The 20121-nt window shown below is 74.6% G+C and carries 8 protein-coding genes, 1 tRNA gene and 6 pseudogenes; 9 read left to right on the top strand and 6 right to left on the bottom strand.

Translation table 11 applies throughout. The annotated features are described in order from the left end of the window. Nucleotides 1-84: 84 nt before the first annotated feature. Nucleotides 85-804, top strand: a complete 720-nt coding sequence (locus ACZ411_RS03875) for a ferritin-like domain-containing protein (protein ID WP_258070441.1) — start codon at nt 85-87, stop codon at nt 802-804. A 119-nt stretch (nt 805-923) separates the two neighbouring features. Here the strand turns inward: ACZ411_RS03875 and ACZ411_RS03870 are convergent, their stop codons facing one another. Further along, nucleotides 924-1211: a hypothetical protein gene (locus tag ACZ411_RS03870; protein WP_104291033.1), complete on the bottom strand. Its 288-nt coding sequence runs from the start codon at nt 1209-1211 to the stop codon at nt 924-926. A gap of 10 nt (nt 1212-1221) precedes the next feature. After that, on the bottom strand, nt 1222-1446 hold the full coding sequence (locus ACZ411_RS03865) for a DUF3107 domain-containing protein (RefSeq protein WP_094115501.1): 225 nt from the start codon (nt 1444-1446) through the stop codon (nt 1222-1224). A gap of 214 nt (nt 1447-1660) precedes the next feature. On the opposite strand from ACZ411_RS03865, the pseudogene ACZ411_RS03860 reads away from it, so the two are divergent. The 3 genes and pseudogenes from ACZ411_RS03860 to ACZ411_RS03850 form a co-directional block, all read left to right on the top strand. Further along, nucleotides 1661-2296 (top strand): annotated as a pseudogene (locus ACZ411_RS03860) (UvrD-helicase domain-containing protein); the annotation flags it as partial. Between the two features lie 98 nt (nt 2297-2394). Beyond that, the gene (locus ACZ411_RS03855) at nt 2395-4929 is read left to right on the top strand and encodes a PD-(D/E)XK nuclease family protein (protein ID WP_464168656.1); all 2535 of its coding nucleotides are present in this window, start codon (nt 2395-2397) and stop codon (nt 4927-4929) included. A gap of 95 nt (nt 4930-5024) precedes the next feature. Continuing rightward, nucleotides 5025-8313 (top strand): annotated as a pseudogene (locus tag ACZ411_RS03850) (ATP-dependent helicase). Here the strand turns inward: ACZ411_RS03850 and ACZ411_RS03845 are convergent. Continuing rightward, nucleotides 8281-9303 carry a protein kinase family protein gene (locus ACZ411_RS03845; protein WP_464168654.1) on the bottom strand — a complete coding sequence of 341 codons (1023 nt, stop codon included), beginning with the start codon at nt 9301-9303 and terminating at the stop codon, nt 8281-8283. The pseudogene ACZ411_RS03850 and the gene ACZ411_RS03845 sit on opposite strands and share 33 nt — an antisense overlap. 138 nt (nt 9304-9441) lie before the next feature. Between ACZ411_RS03845 and nudC the strand changes: the two are divergent. Both nudC and ACZ411_RS03835 read left to right on the top strand, forming a co-directional pair. Beyond that, nucleotides 9442-10394, top strand: a pseudogene (gene nudC / locus ACZ411_RS03840) (NAD(+) diphosphatase). Nucleotides 10395-10404: 10 nt separating this feature from the next. Further along, a pseudogene (locus ACZ411_RS03835) lies at nt 10405-12284 on the top strand (ATP-dependent helicase). Here ACZ411_RS03835 and ACZ411_RS03830 read toward each other — a convergent pair. After that, a pseudogene (locus ACZ411_RS03830) lies at nt 12223-12519 on the bottom strand (TOMM precursor leader peptide-binding protein); the annotation flags it as partial. The pseudogenes ACZ411_RS03835 and ACZ411_RS03830 sit on opposite strands and share 62 nt — an antisense overlap. A 664-nt stretch (nt 12520-13183) precedes the next feature. Further along, nucleotides 13184-14603: pseudogene (locus ACZ411_RS03825) on the bottom strand (zinc-dependent metalloprotease). Nucleotides 14604-14883: 280 nt separating this feature from the next. On the opposite strand from ACZ411_RS03825, the gene ACZ411_RS03820 reads away from it, so the two are divergent. The 3 genes from ACZ411_RS03820 (at nt 14884) to ACZ411_RS03810 (ending at nt 19211) form a co-directional block, all read left to right on the top strand. After that, nucleotides 14884-15909, top strand: coding sequence for a YlbL family protein (locus ACZ411_RS03820; RefSeq protein WP_464168652.1), 1026 nt, complete (start codon nt 14884-14886; stop codon nt 15907-15909). Nucleotides 15910-16047: 138 nt separating this feature from the next. Next, a complete protein-coding gene (locus ACZ411_RS03815) occupies nt 16048-18993 on the top strand; it encodes a UPF0182 family membrane protein (protein WP_181032903.1) in 2946 nt (981 codons plus the stop codon). Between the two features lie 144 nt (nt 18994-19137). After that, nucleotides 19138-19211, top strand: a tRNA-Met gene (locus ACZ411_RS03810). Here ACZ411_RS03810 and ACZ411_RS03805 read toward each other — a convergent pair. Beyond that, nucleotides 19193-20032 carry a redoxin domain-containing protein gene (locus tag ACZ411_RS03805; protein ID WP_464168649.1) on the bottom strand — a complete coding sequence of 280 codons (840 nt, stop codon included), beginning with the start codon at nt 20030-20032 and terminating at the stop codon, nt 19193-19195. The two genes, ACZ411_RS03810 and ACZ411_RS03805, sit on opposite strands and share 19 nt — an antisense overlap. Between the last annotated feature and the right edge of the window lie 89 nt (nt 20033-20121).

The following is a 20121-nucleotide window of genomic DNA, read 5'->3' as shown; positions in this document are numbered from 1 at the left end:
TCCGTTGAGGGACCACGGGCGAGTTTAGCGGGCGGGGGCCCCGACACCGCCTCCCGCTCCCTATACGCTGGCCACGTGCTCAAGATGTTCGGACGCCGGTCGACGACGATCGAGGCGCCCCGGGTCCGGTCCCGCGGCGAGTCGAAGCGCCGGTCCTCGTCGCCGACCGTGAGCGTGGACGACTTCTCGCCCGACACCCTGCGTTTCCTCGGCGGTGTCGCCTACCTGCAGCTGACGGTCTTCGAGACCCTGTCGCGCGCCGTCGCCGAGGCCCCCGACCTCGCGGGCAAGGAGGCCGTGTCCACCGCCGCGGGCATCGCGCTCGGCAAGCACCAGGCGCTCGCCGCGGAGATCAAGCGGCTGGACGGCGACCCCAGCGTCGTCATGGAGCCGCACCGCGCGGCGTTCGACCGGTTCACCGCCACCGTCTCGGGCGCCGACTGGTACGAGACGCTGCTCTCCGCCTACATCACCACGGGGCTGCTCGACGACTTCTTCGTCCGGCTCGCCTCGTCGCTGCCCTCCGACCAGCGCCAGCGGGTCGTCGTCCTGCTGTCCTCCGGCGTCGGGCAGCAGGGCATCGTCGACGCCGTCCGCGCCGGGATCCGCCGCGACCCGCGCCTCGCGTCGCGACTCGCGATGTGGGGGCGCCGGCTCGTCGGCGACACGCTCCTCGTCGCGGGGACCGCGATGCGCGCGTCGCTCGCCGACCCGGACGACGCGCGCGTGCACCTCGAGCCCGTGTTCGCCGGCATCATCACGTCCCACACGCGGCGCATGGACGCCCTCGGCCTGACGGCCTGATCCGGTCCCGCGCCGCCCTCTCGGAGACCCGTGCCCCACGCCGACGCGATCGCGCGGCGCCGACACGACGACGCCCGGTCCCTGCGGGGCCGGGCGTCGTGTCGTGCGGGTTCCTGCGGTCAGCCGCCGATCGCGGCCAGGTCCCTGGCGTCCGCGGCCGTGCGGCGACGGCCGATCAGCAGGTCGGCTCCCGCGGCGACCACGGCCGCGACGACGAGCGTCGCGATCCAGATGACCCCCTGGTCCCAGGGGAGGCCGGCCCAGGTGAGCGCCACCCAGGCGGCCATCGCCGAGGCGGTGCCGATCGCGGGCACGAGCAGGACGCCGTGCGTCGCGCGGTGGGGGAGCGCGTAGCGTGCCACGAGGCCGAGGACGGCACCGACGAGCGCGACGAACAGGAGCTCCACGGGCGGCGGGCTAGCGGACGAAGCCGATGCGCGGGGCGTCGGCGCTGCCGAGCTCCACGTAGGCGAGGTGGGCGGTGACGGCGAGGTGGGTGGCGCCCTTCTCGTCGGTGAACGAGATGAAGGGCGCGGCGTCGCGGACGGCCGCGGTGACGGTCTCCTGGACCTCCTCGGGCGTCTGCTTGGTGCTGAAGGAGAGCTCGCGGGCGGTGTTGACGAGGCCGATACGGATTTCCACGGGGGTGCCTTTCGATGCGTCGGATGCGACGGTGCTCCTCCGAGGTTAGGGCACCCGCCTGCGCGGGCCCGCGGCGTTCACTGAGGGCGGACGGGCGGCCGCCCACGGGGTGCGCGGGCGGGCGTGTGGCCTGTCGGCGGGCGGCTCCCGCGGGTGGTCGCGGGACGGGCGACCGCGGGCGGTCGACGTCGGGGGCCGCCGGTAGCGTGGGCGCGTGACCATCCGGGGATTCCGCCAGCCGTCCGCCTCCGTCGCCGGCGGCACGGGGCCCGTCGTCGAGCTCGACCCGTCGCAGCGCGCCGTGCTGGAGCTGCCCGTCGGCACGAGCGCCGCCGTCATCGGCGCACCCGGATCAGGGCGCACGACCGTGCTGCGCGAGCTGGTGGCCGAGCGCATCCTCGCGCAGGGGCTCGACCCCGCCGAGGTCCTGGTGCTCGCGCCGTCCCGCGCCGCCGCCACCCGCCTCCGCGACGAGCTCGCCCTCCGGGTGGGCGTGCCCACGCTGGGCCCGCTCGCGCGCACGGCCACGTCGGTCGCCTTCGAGGTGCTCGCCCGCCGCGCATCCGACACGGGCACCGAGCCGCCGCGGCTGCTCACGGGGGCCGAGCAGGACCAGATCATCGCCGACCTCCTCGCCGGGCACGAGGAGCTGGGCACCGGGCCCGCATGGCCGGATCCGCTGGGCGTCGAGGTGCGGCGGCTGCGCGCCTTCCGCACCGAGCTGCGCGAGCTGCTGATGCGGGCGACGGAGGAGGGCGTCCGCCCCGACGCCCTCGCCGAGCTCGGCCGGGTGCACGGCGTCCCCGAGTGGATCGCCGCGGCCGAGTTCGCGCGTGAGTACGAGGACGTGGTCGACGCGTTCCGGGGAGACCACCTCGACAGCGCCGAGCTGCTCGCGGAGGCCGTGCTGGTGGTGTCGCGCGGGAGGCGCTCACGGGGATCCGGCTGGTGGTCGTCGACGACCTCCACGAGGCGACGGTGGCCACGCTCTCCCTCCTGCGCGCTCTGGCGGCCCGCGGCGTGGACGCGGTCGCGTTCGGCGACCCCGACGTCGCGGCCGCCACCTTCCGCGGCGCCGAGTCCGCGGCGCTGGGCCGGCTGTCCAGCGTGCTCGGCCTCCCCGACCTCCGCACCCTCGTCCTCGACCGCGTGCACCGGCAGCCGCCCGCGCTCCGCGCGCTCACCTCGGCCGTCACGGCGCGCATCGGCGCGGCGGGCGCCGGACGACAGCGGCAGGCGGCCTCGGCGCCGGGCCGGGTGGACGGGCCGGACCCGATCCAGGTCATCGAGGCGCCGACGCGGGCGATCGAGCTGGCGCGCCTCGCCCGTCGGCTGCGCGAGGAGCACCTGCTCGGCGGCGTCCCGTGGGCGCGCATGGTCGTCCTCGTGCGATCCGGGTCCCTCGTCCCGCAGGTCGCCCGCAGCCTCGCGACGGCGGAGGTGCCGACGCGCACCGCGGTCGCCGGTCGGGCCCTGCGTGACGACCTCGCCGCGCTCGCGCTCATCGGCGCCGTCGACGTGGCCCTGGGCCGCGTGACGCTCACCCCGGTGGTCGCGGCGGCCCTCGCCACGGGCCCCCTCGGCGGACTCGACGGGGTCGCGCTCCGCCGCCTGCGTCTGGCGCTCCGGCAGGAGGAGCTCGCGGGGGACGGGCACCGGTCGAGCGACGAGCTGCTCGTCGAGGCGCTCGCGGCGCCCGGCCGCCTCGAGACGCTGGACCTCGCACCCGCCCGGCGCCTCGCCCGGCTCGCGCGCACGCTCCAGGGCGCCCGCGAGCTCGCCGCCGCCGACGGCACCATCGAGGAGCTGCTCTGGCACCTGTGGGAGGGCTCCGGCCTCGCGAAGCCGTGGTTCGAGCAGGCCCTGCAGACCGGCATCGTCGCGGACCAGGCGAACCGCGACCTCGACGGCGTCGTGGCGCTGTTCACGGCGGCGCGCCGCTTCGTGGAGCGCAACCCGGGCCGACCCGCCTCCGACTTCGTGGAGGAGCTGCTCGGCGCGGAGGTGCCGGAGGACACGCTCTCGCCCCAGCCGCTCGCCGACACCGTGCTGGTGGCCACGCCGTCGGCGGTCGTCGGCGCCGGCTACGAGGTCGTCGCCGTCGCCGCCCTGCAGGAGGGCGTGTGGCCGAACCTGCGGCTGCGCGGATCCCTGCTCCACCCCCAGCGCCTCTCCGCGGTCGCGCGCGGCCTCGACCGGGCCGACGTGGACGAGCGGGCCGAGGTCCTCGGCGACGAACTGCGGATGCTCGCGCTCGCCGTCTCCCGGGCGTCGCGCGCGGTCGTGCTGAGCGCCACGGCCAACGACGAGGAGGCGCCGTCGCCGTTCCTGCGCCTCGTGCCGCCGGCCCCGGGGCTCGCCGAGGCGGGGGCCGCCGCCGACGCCGGCCGCGTCGCGCAGGACGCGCCGGCCGCGCTGCGGATCCGCCCCGACCACCCGCTGTCCCTCCGCGGCCTCGTCGGCGCGCTGCGCCGGGAGCTCGCCGTCGTGCACCGCGACGCCGTGCTCCTCGACGACGGCAGCGTCGTCTCCGGCGATCGCACGGCCCGTCGGCCGGCGGATGCCACGCGGGAGCGGGGCCTCGCGGCCGCGTCGGCCCTCGCCCGGCTCGCCGCCGAGGGGGTGACGGGGGCGGATCCGGCCGAGTGGTACGGCCTGCGCGACCCGTCCACGACGGAGCCGGTCGTCGACCTCTCCGATCCCGCGGCGCGCGTCTCCGTGTCCCCCTCGCGCCTGGAGGCCTTCGAGCGGTCCCCGCTGAACTGGTTCGTCGACCAGGCGTCCGGCGGGTCCACCAGCACCGCCATGGGCATCGGCACCATCGTTCACGCCGTGATGGAGGAGGCGAGCCTCGATCCGGACGCCGACCTCCGCCCCGCGGCCCTCGAGGCCCGGCTCGACGAGCGCTGGGGGGAGCTGCCCTTCGAGTCGCCGTGGGTGGGCGAGCGCGAGCGGCGCCAGGCCGGGGAGCTCATCGCGGGAGTCAGCGGCTACCTCCGCGACTTCGCGGCCGACGGCGGGCGGATGCTCGCGGCCGAGGGGTCGTTCGAGCTCGAGGTGGGCGTCGCCCGACTCCGCGGCATGATCGACCGGATCGAGCTCACGAAGGAGGGACGGGTGGTCATCGTCGACCTCAAGACCGGCCGGCACCACCCGACGCGGGCCGAGATCCCCGCGCACGCGCAGCTCGGCTCCTACCAGCTCGCCTTCGTCGAGCGCTCCCTCGAGCAGGTGCCCGCCGACGCGCCGTCCGGCGGCGCCAAGCTGCTCTACGTGTCGGGGGGCGCCCGCGGCCTGCCCTACCGCGAGCTGCCGCAGGAGCCGCTGACCCGCGAGGAGCTCGACGGGTTCCGGGCGAGGATCGTCCACGCCGCCGAGGGCATGGCGGGGGCGACCTTCGAGGGGACGCCGGACCTGGGGGAGCGGGATCCGGGATCCGCCCGGCGGTACCGCATCCACCTCGTGCGGGCGGTGTCGGCGTGAGCGGCGGGAACGGCGTGAGCGGCGGAAACGACGTGAGCGGCGGGAACGGCGTGAGCGGCGGAAACGACGTGAGCGGCGGGAACGGCGGGAACGGCATGAGCGGTGTGCGCGGATGGGGCGCGGACGGCCTCGCGGACGCCCGCGGGGACCTCGCGCGGCAGCCGGTGAGCGCCCGCGCCATCGCGGAGGCGCTCGGCCTGCCGAGCCCCACCGAGCAGCAGCGTCGGGTCATCGAGTCTCCGCTCGAGCCCGGCCTCGTGGTCGCGGGCGCCGGCAGCGGCAAGACCGAGACCATGGCGAGCCGGGTCGTCTGGCTCCTCGCGAACGGGCACGTGGGGGTCGAGGAGATCCTCGGCCTCACGTTCACGCGGAAGGCCGCGGGAGAGCTCGGGGTGCGCATCCGCGCCCGCATCGAGCAGCTGCAGCAGGCGGGGCTCGCCGCCGCGCCGGCGGACGCCTTCGCGACGCCGACCGTGCAGACCTACAACGCCTTCGCGAACGGCATCTTCCGCGACAGCGCGACGCTCATCGGCCGCGAGGCGGAGTCGGTCGTGCTCACGGAGGCGTCAGCCTGGCAGCTGGCGCGCCGCCTCGTGGTCGAGAGCACCGACCCGCGGCTCCTGGAGCTCGGGCGGGGCGTGGATCCCATCACCCAGGCCGTCATCTCCCTCAGCCGGGCCATGAGCGAGAACGTGGCCGACCCGGCGGAGGTCGTGCGGCTCGCGGGGTCGTTCGTCGGCCTCGAGGAGCTGCCGTTCGGCTCCGCGCGCATCCGCAGGGCGCCCGCCGCGGAGGCCGTCGCCGCGGTCGGGGCGCTGCCGCCGCTCGTCGACCTGGCCATCGCGTTCCAGCAGGAGAAGACCCGCCGCGGGCTCGTGGAGTACAGCGACCAGGTGGCCTTCGCGCTCGCCATCTGCGAGCGGGTGCCGCAGGTGGTCCAGGAGCACCGGACGCGGTTCCGGGTGGTGCTGCTCGACGAGTACCAGGACACCTCGGTCGTCCAGACCCGGCTCCTCTCCACCCTGTTCGGCGGCACGCCGGTCATGGCGGTGGGGGACCCGCACCAGTCCATCTACGGCTGGCGCGGCGCGAGCGCGGCGAACCTCGCCCGCTTCGGCGCCGACTTCGCGCCCGAGGGCAAGGGCCCGGCCGACGTGCCGGTCTACGCCCTCTCCACCAGCTGGCGGAACCCGGGCGCGGTCCTCGGCGCGGCGAACCGCATCGTCGAGCCGCTCACGGCGGCCTCCCGCATCCCCGTCGCGCGCCTCGAGCCCCGCCCCGACGCGGGGGACGGGCGCCTCGACGTCGCGTACGAGGAGACCGTGTCCGACGAGGCGGCGAGCGTCGCCGCGTGGTTCGCGGACCGGCTGCGGCAGCCGGGATCCGACGGCCGCCCCCGCTCCGCCGCGATGCTCTGCCGGTCCCTGAAGGGCGTCGAGCCGTTCACCACCGCGCTCGCGGACCGTGGCGTGCCCTTCCGCGTGCTGGGGCTCGGCGGCCTGCTCGACCAGCCCGCCGTCGTCGACCTCGTGTGCGTGCTCCGCGTGCTGCACGATCCCACCGCGGGCAGCGAGCTCGTGCGCCTGCTCAACGGGCGCCCGCTGGCGCATCGGCACGAAGGACGTGCACGCGCTCTCCCGCATCGCGTCCTGGCTCATGGCGCGCGACCACGCGCAGCGGCCCCTCGAGGACGGGGTGCGCCAGGGCCTCCGCGCCTCGGTGGTGCCGGACGAGGTCGGATCCGTCGTCGATGCGCTCGACTTCGTGGTCGGCGCGCCCGAGGGCCACCGCGCGCTCGAGGGACTGAGCGCCGAGGGCCTCGGGCGCCTCCGCGCCGTCGGCCGCCAGCTGCAGGTGCTGCGCTCGCGCGTCGGGCTCGACCTGGTCGACCTCGTCACCGTGGTGCAGCAGGAGCTGCTGCTCGACATCGAGGTCGCCGCCAACGAGACCGACCCGCTGGGGCGGGCGAGCCTCGAGGCCTTCACCGAGCAGGTGGCCGGCTACCTGCAGGGCGACTCCGCCGGGACGCTCGGCCCGTTCCTCGCGTGGCTGGCGGAGGCGGAGCGACGCGACAACCTCGCGCCGCGGACGGAGGAGCCCGAGCCGGGGACGGTGCAGATCCTCACCATCCACGGCTCCAAGGGCCTCGAGTGGGACGTCGTCGCCGTGCCCCGCATGGTCGAGGGCGAGCTGCCGGGCACGCTGCGGGAGAAGAGGGGCTGGGTCGCGTTCGGCGCCCTGCCCTTCGAGTTCCGCGGCGACTCGGCCGAGCTGCCCTCGCTCGCCTGGCGTGGCGTGGAGACGCAGAAGGAGTTCGCCGAGGCGATGGAGGCGTTCGGCGAGGAGCTCGAGGAGCGGAACGCCGCCGAGCAGCGGCGTCTCGCGTACGTGGCGATCACGCGCACGCGCTCCGACCTCCTCCTCACCGGCTCGTTCTGGTCCACCCAGCAGAAGCCGCGGTCGCCGGGCGCCTTCCTCCGCGAGATCCAGGAGGTCGGGCTCATCGCGCCCGACGCGCTCCCGGAGGCCCCGGAGCTGGAGGAGAATCCGCTCGAGCCCGGATCGGCCCGCGTCGCGTGGCCGCTCCCGCCGCTCGGACCCCGGGAGGCGCGGGTGCGTGCGGCCGCCGAGGCCGTCGCGGACGCCGATCCGGCGCGCGAGACGGTCTGGAGCCGGGACATCGACCTCCTCCTGGCCGAGCGTGACGCCCGCGCCCGCGACGCGGAGCTGGTGGACCTCCCCACGCGCATCCCGGCGTCCCGCTTCAAGGACTTCGTCAGCGATCCCGCCGCCGTCGCCGCGCGGCTGCGCCGGCCCATGCCCGAGCGGCCCTACCGGCAGACGCGCCTCGGCACGCTCTTCCACGGCTGGGTCGAGGCGCGCTACGGGCCCGCGGGCACCGCCGACGTGATCGACGCGTCCGCCGTCGAGCTCGACCAGGACCCGACCGAGCCGCCCGTGGAGCAGCAGGACCTCGACCGGCTGCGGGCGGTCTTCGAGGCGAGCGAGTGGGCGTCGCGGAGTCCCGAGGAGGTCGAGGTCGAGATCCACATGGAGCTCGCCGGCCAGGTCGTCATCTGCAAGATCGACGCGGTGTTCCTCATCGACGGGCGCTACCGGGTCGTCGACTGGAAGACCGGCCGCACGCCGAAGGACGCGGCCGACCTCGAGCTCAAGCAGCTGCAGCTCGCGCTGTACCGCCTCGCGTTCGCGAAGTGGCGCGGCATCGACCCCGACCTCATCGACGCGGAGTTCTACTTCGTCGCCGACGACATGTCGCTGAAGCCCGAGCGGCTCTACTCCGAGGAGGACCTCGTGGCGCTCTGGTCGGGCGCGCGCACGCCGGATGCGTCACGGGCGCCGTCGGGGCCGATCGTGGGCTGAGGCCGGGAGTCGAGCATCTGCTCGACCTCGTCGACGTCCATCACGGGCAGCGTCTCGTGGGCGATGCGCTGCCCCTCGTCGGCGCGCACCGTGTCCACGAGCGCGCTGAGCATGTTCACGGCGTCGTCGACGATGGCCGGGTCGCGTGTGTCGGTCCCGTGGAGGAGCCAGCGCGCGATCTCCAGCTCCGCGTAGAGGAGCGCGCGCTGCTTGAGCTGGCGGTCCACCGTCACGTGGTGGGCGGCGTTGTAGGCGCGGAAGACGCTCTCGGCCGACGTGCTCGCCACGCGCGCCCAGCACCCAGTGCAGGTCGTGGGCGGGGTCCGCGACCCGCAGCTCGGACCAGCCGATCATCCCCGTCACGGCGTCGCCGTCGACCAGGAACGAGGAGGCCTGCACGGATCCGTTGACCACCGCGGGCTGGAACTGCCACAGCGACGCGTCGTCGAGGGCCTCCTCCCACCGGCTCAGCAGGAGGCTCGGCACGAGGGCGGTGGCGGCCGCGCGGTCGATGAGCGCCGCGGTCTGGCTGTGGATCTCGGCGGCCGAGAGCACCGGCAGGCCCGCGTCGGCGACGAAGCCGGTCGGCAGGCTGTGGACCGCGGAGACGGCGGCGCCGATGGAGCGGGCCAGGCCGTCGCCCGCGGGGATCTCATCCAACGAGATGACGCGTCCCGGGACGTGCCCGTAGACGAACCCGCGGGTGGGCTTGATGGGCGCCTGGCCCCGGAACTCGGGCACCTGGAAGGGCAGGCGGGAGCGGATCCCCGTGCTCAGGGCCCGCAGCGCCACGAGGTCGGCCGACTGCTCGGTCTCGGCGGCCTGGGTGGTGGGCACGCGCACGAGCAGCTCATGGCCGTCCCGGGTCGAGAGCAGCGCGGAGTCGAAGTCGCCCGCGCCGCCCGCCGTGAAGGGGGTGCTGCGGACCACGTCGAGCCCCGCGACGGCCGAGGTCGCCAGCGCGGCTAGAGTGAGGTGGGATCTGGCCATGCCCTACAGGTTAGGTCGCTGGGAGCCCTCCGCCTCACCGCGCCACGCGCTTCCCGTCCCACCCGCGCACCGTCGGCGCACCGCGGCACCGCCGTCCCGCCCCTCGGCCCGTCCGCCCTCGAAGTCGATTGGTCACCCGTGCTCGACAGCTTCCTCTCCCGCCTGCCCCTGTCCCGCGAGGGCGTCGACCGCGACGGCCTCACCCGCGACTCGCCGGCCCTGTTCGACGAGCTCTGGGCGGATCCCGCGACGCGCGTCCTCGCCCTGCACGACCGCCGCGCGCTCGGCGCCGTCGCCGGCGGAAGCGCGGCCCTCGACCTCCTGCCGGTCGAGCGGGTGACCGCCGCGACCATCCGCATCTACCTCGGCCGCACGACGATCGCGCACGAGGGCGAGCCCGTCGGCACGCCCGTCGTCGCCGCCGTCCTGACCGACGCCGCGGCCGCCGAGCTCGAGCCCGCCGCGGAGCGCTGGCTCGACCTCCGCGCCACGGCCGTCCAGCTCGACGACCGCGACGCCGCGCTCTTCACCGGCGCCCTGGCGACCGCCAACTGGCACGCGTCGCACCCCTTCTCCCCGAAGACGGGCGAGCCGACCGTCGTGGAGCAGGGCGGCTGGGTGCGTCGCGCGCCCTCCGACGGCTCGCAGGTGTTCCCGCGCACCGATGCCGCGGTGATCATGGGGGTCGTCGACGCCGACGACCGCCTCCTCCTGGGTTCCAACGCGATGTGGGAGGCGACCGCTACTCGCTGCTGGCGGGCTTCGTCGAGCCGGGCGAGTCCTTCGAGGCGGCCGTGAAGCGCGAGGTGCTGGAGGAGTCCGGGGTCACCGTCGAGGACCCGCGGTACCTCGGGAGCCAGCCCTGGCCGTTCCCCGCGTCCGTGATGGTCGGCTTCCTCACGCGGGTCTCCGCGACGAGCGGGCCGGCGACGCCGGACGGCATCGAGATCATCGACCTTCGCTGGTTCAGCCGGGAGGAGCTCCGGGCGTCGCTCGGAGAGATCGCCCTGCCCGGGCCGTCCTCCATCGCACGCGCCATCATCGAGGAGTGGTACGGCGGCCCCCTCGAGGACGGCGAGCGGGAGTGGTGACCCGCCGACCGTGATCGACCAGCTCGCCCCCGCCTCGCCCGACCCCGCCGGATCCGGTCGCCGACCCGCCCCGGCGTCTCCCGTCGCCGAGCCGGCGGAGGAGGCCCCCACCGCGGAGTCCCTCCTCGACGCGCTCGACGACCAGCAGCGGCTGGCCGCCCAGGCGCTCCTCGGGCCCGTCGTGGTGCTCGCGGGCGCCGGGACGGGGAAGACGCGCGCCATCACGCACCGCATCGCCTACGGGATCCAGGCGGGGGTCTACCCGCCCGAGCGCGTCATGGCCCTCACCTTCACCTCTCGGGCCGCGGCCGAGCTCCGGGGCGCCTCCGCGAGCTCGGCGCGGGGCCCGTCGCCGCCCGCACCTTCCACGCGGCCGCGCTCAAGCAGCTCAACTTCTTCTGGCCGCAGGTGGTCGGCGGCACCATGCCCCGGCTGATCGAGAGCAAGGGCCGGATGCTCGGCCACGCCGCCGAGTCGCTGCGCCTCCGCCTCGACACCGCCGCCCTCCGCGACATGGCCGCCGAGGTCGAGTGGCGCAAGGTGTCGATGACCTCCCTCGAGCAGTACGGCCTCGCCGCCAGGACCACCCGGACGCTGCCCCCGCAGCTCGACCCCGACCAGGCCGTCGCGCTCCTGCAGGCCTACGAGGACATCAAGGACCAGCGTCGCCAGCTCGACTTCGAGGACGTGCTGCTCGCCACCGCCGGGATGATCGAGGCGGAGCCGTGGGTGGCGCAGCAGGTGCGCGAGCAGTACCGGTTCTTCGTGGTCGACGAGTACCAGGACGTCTCGCCGCTGCAGCAGACCCTCCTCGACCTCTGGATGGGCGACCGGCGCGACCTCTGCGTGGTCGGCGACGCCAGCCAGACCATCTACTCGTTCGCGGGCGCGAGGAGCGCCTACCTGCTCGACTTCCCGTCCCGCTTCCCCGAGGCGGCCGTGGTGCGGCTCGAGCGCAACTACCGGTCGACGTCGGGGATCACGGAGGCGGCGAACCGGCTGATGCGCGGGCGGCCGGGCGCCCTCACGCTCGTCTCGGCGGACGCGGATCCCGATGGCGACGGCACGGGCGCGGCGACCGCGGAGGGCCGCGGGTCCGCCGCCGCGCCGGGCCGCCGGGCGGGCTTCACGGCGCCGCAGGTGAGCGCGTTCCCGTCCGACGGCGCCGAGGCGCGGGCCGTCGCGGGTGCCATCGCCCAGCAGATCCAGTCCGGCATCGCCCCCGAGGACATCGCCGTGCTGTACCGCATGAACGGCCAGGCGGCCGTGCTCGAGCAGGCGCTCGGGGACGCGGGCGTCAGCTACCAGGTGCGGGGGTCGCAGCGGTTCTTCGACCGCGCCGAGGTGAAGCAGGCGCTGCTCGCGCTCCGCGGCGCGTCCGTCTCGATCTCGGGCGAGCCGCTGTTCAAGTCGGTGAGCGACGTGCTCCGCGGCCTCGGCTGGAGCCAGCAGCCGCCCGAGCAGCAGGGCGCCGTGCGCGACCGCTGGGAGTCCCTCGACGCGATCATGGGCCTCTCCGAGCGCATGCCCGCGGGCAGCACGTTCCGCGCCTTCACGGACGAGCTGCTCGAGCGGCAGGCCGGCCAGCACGAGCCCACCGTCTCCGCGGTGACCCTCGCCACGTTGCACTCCGCCAAGGGCCTCGAGTGGGAGCACGTCTACCTGATGGGGCTCAGCGAGGGGCTGGTGCCCATCAGCTACGCGCAGACGCTCGAGGCGGTGGACGAGGAGCGGCGCCTCCTCTACGTCGGCATCACGCGCGCGCGCTCCGGGCTCCGGCTGTCGTGGAGCCGGAGCGGACCGCAGCGGTCGGGCCAGCGGGAGCCGTCGCGGTTCCTGGCAGAGCTCGACACCCGCATAGCGGGTGGGGGCGCGAAGCGCGGCGCGTGAGCCGGCCCGTGCGCACGTCGAGCACCACCTGGTGGCCGTCGAGCGCGTTCCCGCCGCCGGTGAGCAGCCGGTCGACGGGCCGCGCCGCGAGGGCGGCGAGCTCCGCGGGCACGAGCCCCGCGTCGGACCCGCTGTCGCGGCCGAGCAGCTGCGTCGCCATGGCGGGCCACGCCGGGTCCGCGTCGCGGCGCGCGAGGTCGAGGCAGTAGCAGCAGACCGTCCTCCCGGGCTCCACGAGCGGGCCCACCGTCGCCTGCCGGTCCCCGAGCACGACCGGCAGGTGCGGCACGTCCTCCCGGGACCAGCGGCCGTAGACGGCCGGGGCGATGGCGAAGTGGGCGACGACGACGGCCAGGGCGGTGCGCGGATCCGCGTCCTCGGCGGGGTGCGGGCGCCGCACGCCGTGCCCGGCGCGCACGAGGGCGTCCGCCACGAGCTGCGCGGTGGGGCCGACGCCCACCACCGCGACCGGGCCGGTTCGGGGATGTCGTCCGGCGGACGCCCCGTCCGGATCGGGGTGCGGCGACGCCGGGGTCGCGCGGGGGCACGAGCGCCGGCCGCACCAGGTCGAGGAGCTGCGTCACCTGCGCCGGCGTCGCGCCCTCCGTCGCGGCGATCATGTCGAGCCCGCCGCGGCTGATGCCGTGCCGGAGGGCGTCGAGGAGGCGCTCGTCGAGCCGGGAGACGGCCGTGAGGACCACGGGCGGGCGGTCGAGGCCGATCTGGGAGGGAGTCCGGCGTGCGCCAGACGAGCGGGAGGCGGGGATCGAGTCGGATGGCCATGGGCGCGGAGAGTGCCCGACGGCCGAGACGCGCGCGGGGCGCGTCCACAGGCGGGCATGCACGCGGGGCCGGCACCGCGCGTGCGGTGCCGGCCCCGGCTTGGCGTGCTCGTCGCGTCAGACGGGGCGGGGGTCCGTCCCGTCGGCGCCGTCGTCCGGTCCGTCGTCGGGCGTCGTGCCCGGCTCGGTGGCGCGGCCCTGGCCGTCCTCCACGGGGACGTCCGGCGTCGGATCCGCTCAGCAGGTCCTCGAGGGCCTGGTCGACCTCGTCGGGCTCCGGGTCGCCCTGGGTGAGGCTCTGGACGAGCGCCTGCGGGGAGTCGATGTCCTCGGAGGTGGGGAGGACGTCCGGGTGCGACCACAGCGCGTCGCGCTGCTCGGCGCCCACCCCGTCGGACACGGCCTGCCACATGGCGGCCGCCTCGCGGAGGCGGCGCGGGCGGAGCTCGAGGCCGACGAGGGTGGCGAAGGCGGACTCGGCGGGGCCGCCGGTCGCGCGGCGGCGGCGGACCGTCTCGGCGATGGCCGACGCGCGGGGGAGCCGGACGGTGGCGGCGGCCGTGACCACGTCCACCCAGCCCTCGATGAGGGCGAGCATGGTCTCGAGCCGGGCGAGGGCGGCGAGCTGCGCGTCCGTCTTCGGCGGGATGAGGGAGCCGTCGACCATCGCCTGCCGGAGCTCCTCGGGGTTCGACGGGTCGAAGCCCTCCGCGAGCGACTCGAGCCGCTCGGTGTCGATGTGCACGCCCTTCGCGAACTCGGTGATGGAGGAGATGAGCTGCAGGCGGAGCCAGCGCGCGTGCCGGAAGAGGCGCGCGTGGGCGAGCTCGCGCACGGCCAGGTAGATCTGCACCTGGTCCTCGGACACGTCGAGCCCGGATCCGAACGCCTGGACGTTCTGGGGCAGGAGCGCGGCCTGCTGGTCGTCGAGGAGCGGGATGCCCACGTCCCCGCCGGAGACGACCTCCGTGGAGAGCTGCCCCACGACCTGGCCGAGCTGCATGGCGAAGAGCGTGCCGCCGAGGTTCCGCATCATGCGCCCGGCGCCGGCGACCATGCCCTGCATCTCCTCGGGCGCGTTCTGCTGCAGGACGTCGGTGAGGGAGTCGGCGATGCTGAGGGCGACCGGCTCGGCGAGCTGCGTCCACACGGGCATCGTGAGCTCGGTCCACTGCGCGCGGGTGATGAGGCGCGGGGCGACCGTGAGCTGGCTCACGTACGTGACCTCGTCGAGCCAGAGGGCCGCGACCTGGAACGCCTGGTCGAGGGGGGCGGAGGCCTCCGCGGTCACCTGGGTCTGCTCGGCGGCCGCGAGCTGCCGCGCGCCCTCGCGGGCGACCTTCCAGTCGACGCCGTCCCCGGTGCTGCTGAGCGCGCCCTGCAGCTGCGCGAGGAGCTGGCGCACCATCTCCGGGTCCTGCGGCAGGCCCGCCGCGCCCGCGAGCTTCTCGGGGTCGATCTGCCCGTCGGCGCCGAGGAACCGCCCGAGCATGCGGCGGAACTCGTCCTCGGGATTCGGGGTGGGCTCGTCGGCCATGGAGGGTCTCCCGGGGGGCTCGGAGGGGGCGGATCGCGGGGTCGCGACCCGTGCGACCACGCTAGCCCGCGCCCACGGGAAACCCATCCGCATTCGCCTAGGCTGAGCCCTCGCGGCTTCCGCCCGCCGCGAACAGCGGCCGTGGGGCCGCCTGAGAACCCGACGCGCGGCCGCATCCCGGCCCGTCGCGCGCCCCGACCGCGAGGACCCCGGATGAGCCTGTTCGCCCAGCACGCCCCCCGCGCACCCCGGCCCCCGCGCCGCCGCCGGGGTCGGCCGCGTGCTCGCGGGCGCCGGCGCCGTGCTCGCCCTGGCACTCGGCCTGCTGCCCTCGCCGTACGTCATCGAGCAGCCGGGCCCCGTCTTCGACACGCTCGGCACGAGCGACCACGAGGGCACGGAGCGGCCCCTCATCTCCATCCCGGACCGCACCACCTACCCGACCGACGGCCGCCTCGACATGCTCACGGTCAGCGTGGTCGGCAACCCGGCGCAGCGCCCCGACTGGTTCCAGGTGGTCTCCGCCTGGCTCGACCCGAGCCGCAGCGTCGTGCCGATGGAGGCGGTGTTCCCCGCCGACCAGACCGCCGAGGAGCGCGACGCCCAGAACCAGGTCCAGATGACCGACTCGCAGCAGGACGCGGTCGCCGCGGCCCTCACGGAGCTCGGCATCGACGTGCCGCGGACCCTGCAGGTGCAGAGCGTCCTCGACGGCTCCCCGGCGGCGGGCCCCCTGCGGAAGGGCGACGCCATCCGCACCGTCGACGGCGCCGACGTGGTCGACCTCGCCGACCTCCAGGCCCGCGTGGCCGCGGCGGGAACCACCACGGCGCTGTCCTTCGGGATCACGCGCGACGGCCAGGAGAGCACCGTCGAGGTGACGCCGGCGGAGCGCGACGGCCGTCCGGTCATCGGGATCGTCACCTCCACGGCGTACGAGTTCCCGTTCGAGGTCGACATCCAGCTCGATGACGTCGGCGGGCCGAGCGCGGGGATGATGTTCGCGCTCGGGATCATGGACAAGCTCGAGGAGGGCTCGCTCACCGGCGGGCACGCCATCGCGGGCACGGGCACGATCGACGCAGGCGGCACCGTCGGGCCCATCGGCGGCATCCGTCAGAAGCTGTTCGGCGCGGAGCGCGCGGGGGCCGAGTACTTCCTCGCCCCGGCCGAGAACTGCGACGAGGTCCGCGGGCACGTGCCGGACGGGCTGCGCGTCTTCTCCGTCCGGACGCTCGACGACTCGCTGGCCGCGCTCGACGCCGTCTCCTCCGGCGGGGACCTGGCCGCGCTGCCCACCTGCTGAGGACGGCCGGGCCGACCGGGACCGGCCCCGATCGAGAGGGCCCCCTTACCAGATCGGGACCCCTGATCGCTCGCAGGCTCCTGGCAAGGGCCCCGCCTAGGATGAGGGCTCCGCTGTCCCCGACTCTGAGGCACACACGTGACAAGCACATCCGCCCGGCCCTCCAGACGGAGCCGAGCCCCCCTCGCCATCACCGCGGCCATCATCGCCGCCCTCGTGATCGCGTTCTTCATCTTCGCCGGCTTCTACGCCGACGTCCTCTGGTACGACCAGCTGGGCTACCTGGGAGTGCTGCTGACGCAGTGGGGCGCGGGCATCGCGCTGTTCCTCGTCGGGTTCCTCGCGATGGCCGTCCCGGTGTTCGTCAGCATCCAGGTGGCGTACCGCTCCCGGCCGGTCTACGCGAAGCTCAACTCGCAGCTCGACCGCTACCAGCAGGTCGTCGAGCCGCTGCGCCGCCTCGCGATGTTCGCGATCCCGGCCGTCTTCGGCCTCTTCGCCGGCGTCTCGGCGTCGAGCGGGTGGCAGCGCACGCTGCTGTGGCTGAACCGCACGCCCGCCGGCACGACGGACCCGCAGTTCGGGCTGGACGTGTCGTTCTACATGTTCGAGCTGCCCTTCTACCACGCGGTCGTCGGCTTCGCCTCGGCCGTGGTCATCATCTCGATGCTCGGCGTCCTCGCCACCAGCTACCTCTACGGCGCCGTGCGCTTCACGGGCCGCGAGGTGCGCATCTCGAAGAGCTCGCGCATCCAGATCGCCATCACGGCGGGCGTGTACTTCCTGCTGCAGGGCGTGAGCATCTGGCTCGACCAGTACTCCTCCGTGGTCAACCAGGCCAACGGGCAGCTCATCACGGGTGCCGCGTACTCCGACGTGAACGCGGTCATCCCGGGTCGCGCGATCCTCGCCGGCATCGCCGCCGTCGTCGCGCTGCTGTTCATCGTCACGGCGGTCATCGGCCGCTGGCGCCTGCCGATCATCGGCACCGCCGGTCTCATCGTCAGCAGCATCCTCATCGGCACGGCCTACCCGGCCGTCGTGCAGCGCTTCCAGGTGGAGCCGAACGAGCGGGCCTACGAGGCGCCGTTCCTCGAGCGCAACATCGAGGCGACCCGCGCGGCCTACGGCCTCGCGGACATCGAGGAGATCCCCTACGACGCGACGACGGACACCACGCCCGGCGCGCTCCGCGAGGACGCCGCGACCACCGCGAACATCCGCATCCTCGACCCCGCCGTCGTGGGCGACGCCTTCAGCCAGCTGCAGCAGTTCCGCCAGTACTACCAGTTCGGCGACAACCTCGATGTCGACCGGTACCAGATCGACGGCCGCGTGCAGGACACGGTGGTCGCGGTGCGCGAGCTCAGCCCCACCAACACGGGCACCTCGTGGGTCAACCAGCACCTCGTGTACACGCACGGCTACTCGCTGGTCGCCGCCTACGGCACCCAGCGCACGAGCGACGGCCAGCCGGTCTTCCTCGAGTCCGGCATCCCGGCCTCGGGCGACCTCGGCGACTTCGAGCCCCGCGTGTACTTCGGCGAGAACTCGCCCGACTACTCCATCGTCGGCGGCCCCGAGTCCGGCGACAAGGTCGAGCTCGACTACCCGTCGGGCGAGGACGGCGCGGACGAGACGTACACGACGTTCCAGGGGAACGGAGGCCCGAAGGTCGACAACGTGTTCAAGCGCCTCATCTACGCGCTCAAGTTCCAGTCGGAGCAGATCTTCCTCGCGAGCCAGGTCAACGACCAGTCGCAGATCCTGTACGACCGCGACCCGGCGCAGCGCGTCGGCAAGGTGGCGCCGTACCTGACCATCGACAAGGACCCGTACCCCAGCGTGGTCGACGGCCGCGTCGTGTGGATCGTGGACGGCTACACGACGAGCGACCAGTACCCGTACTCGGAGCGCCAGGACATGAGCCGCCTCATCGCGGACTCGCAGCAGACGCAGCCGCTCGTGCCGACGGACCGGATCAACTACATCCGCAACTCGGTGAAGGCGACCGTGGACGCGTACGACGGCAAGGTCACGCTCTACGCGTGGGATACCGACGACCCGATCCTCAAGACCTGGCAGAAGGTGTTCCCCTCGACCCTCGAGCCGATCTCGGACATCTCGGGCGAGCTCATGAGCCACCTGCGCTTCCCGGCCGACATGTTCAAGGTGCAGCGCGCGGTCCTCGGCAAGTACCACGTGACCGACCCGGGCTCGATCTACTCGAACCAGGACCTCTGGACCACGCCGAACGACCCGACCGCGACAACGGACCCGGGCACGACCGCGAGCCTCCAGCCGCCGTACTACCTGACCATGCAGATGCCGGGCCAGGACGAGCCGAAGTTCTCGCTGTACACGACCTTCATCCCGCCGGCCACGCAGGACACCGCCCGGAGCGTGCTCACGGGCTACCTCGGGGTCGACTCGGACGCGGGGAGCACAGCGGGCGAGAAGGCGCCGGACTACGGGAAGCTGCGCCTGCTGACGCTGCCGAACGACGACACCATCCCGGCGCCCACGCAGATCCAGAACAACTTCAACTCCGACACGAACGTGGCGAACCAGCTCAACCTGCTGGAGCGCGGCGGCCGCACCTCCGTGGTGCGCGGCAACCTGCTGACCCTCCCGGTCGGTGGCGGCCTGCTGTACGTGCAGCCCGTGTACGTCCGCTCCACGGGCGACACGAGCTACCCGCTGCTCCGCAAGGTGCTGGTGGCGTTCGGCGACAAGATCGCGTTCGAGGACACGCTGGACGCGGCCCTCGACAGCATCTTCGAGGGGGACTCGGGTGCCACAGCCGGTGACGAGGGCGTGCCCACCACGCCCGTGACCGACGACGGCACAGGCACCGACGACGGGTCGACCGACGGGGAGACGGGTTCCACCCCGACGCCCACGCCGACGACGCCCGCCGCTCCGGCCCAGGACGTGCAGGCGGCGCTGGCCGCGGCCGGCCAGGCGCTGCAGGACCGCGAGGCGGCCTACGCGGCCAACGACCTCGTGGCGGCGGCGCAGGCCGACCAGCGGCTCACCGAGGCGCTGGCACGGGCCATCGAGCTGGGCGGCGCCGAGCAGTAGCCCGGTAGCCCACGAGCACGGCCCCGGTGGCCCCGCGATGCGGGTGCTGCCGGGGCCGTCCTCGTCGTGAGGGAGTGACGGAGCCACCCGAGCGGGCCGAGTGGTCACGCGCGCCCCGGAGGTCTGGTAATGTATTCCTCGTAGCGCGGGGTGGAGCAGTTCGGTAGCTCGCTGGGCTCATAACCCAGAGGTCGTAGGTTCAAATCCTGCCCCCGCAACAAGATGAAGGCCCGGTCTCCTCGAGACCGGGCCTTCTGCGTGTCCGGGGGTCGTGTTCCCCGAAGGTCGTATTCCCCGAAGGTCCGTATTCCCCGGGGGTCGCGTTCCCCGGCGGGTGCGTTCCCCGAGGGGGCGCAGGCGCCCCCCGTGTCGTCAGCGGGCGGTGAGCGCGTCCACGGCCGCGAGGATCTCGGCCACCTCGGTGCGCGTCGTGTAGTCGACGTGCACGTCCGCGAAGGACACCGTGCGGTCGGCGTCGACCACGATCACCGTGGGGAACGGGACGTCGCCCGTGCCGTCCGCGTTGCTGTCGGCCACGTCGAAGCCGAGCTGCGCGTGCGCCGCGCGCGCCTCCGCGGACGGCTCCGTGACGAGGCCAAGCGCGCGCACGAAGGCGTTGGACGGATCCGACAGCGTCGGGAAGTCGAGGCCCGCGCCGGCGACGGCCTGCGCGCTGCCCTCGGGCGTCTGCGGGCTGACGGCGACGAGGCGCCGCGCCGCGCTCCCGGAGCGCCGGCAGCAGCTCGGCCTGGTACTGGCGGAGGGTGAGGTTGCAGTACGGGCACCACGCGCCGCGGTACAGCACAACGACGGCGGGACCGGTGCCGAGGACGGCGGCCAGGTCGACCTCCGCGCCGTCGGGATCGAGAAGGGTGGCGCCGGGCAGTCGGTCGCCGGGGGAGACCGCCCCCGCGGGGACGCCGCCCTCGCGGAGGGACCGCTGCTCGGCGGCGAACACGGCCGACAGGTCCGGCCCGATCTGCTCGGCGAAGCCGCGGTCGAAGTCGGCGATCTGCGCCTGGATGGTCGTGTCGGTCATGGCGTCTCCTCGTGCCGTCGGGTCGGTGGGCTCACCGTAGGCAGATGATCGGGGAGGGCTGCTGGCACGGCGTCACACGGCGTCACGAC

It is taken from the genome of Clavibacter sp. AC415 (genome assembly GCF_979252985.1).
This window is presented reverse-complemented; position numbering and strand designations above follow the sequence as displayed.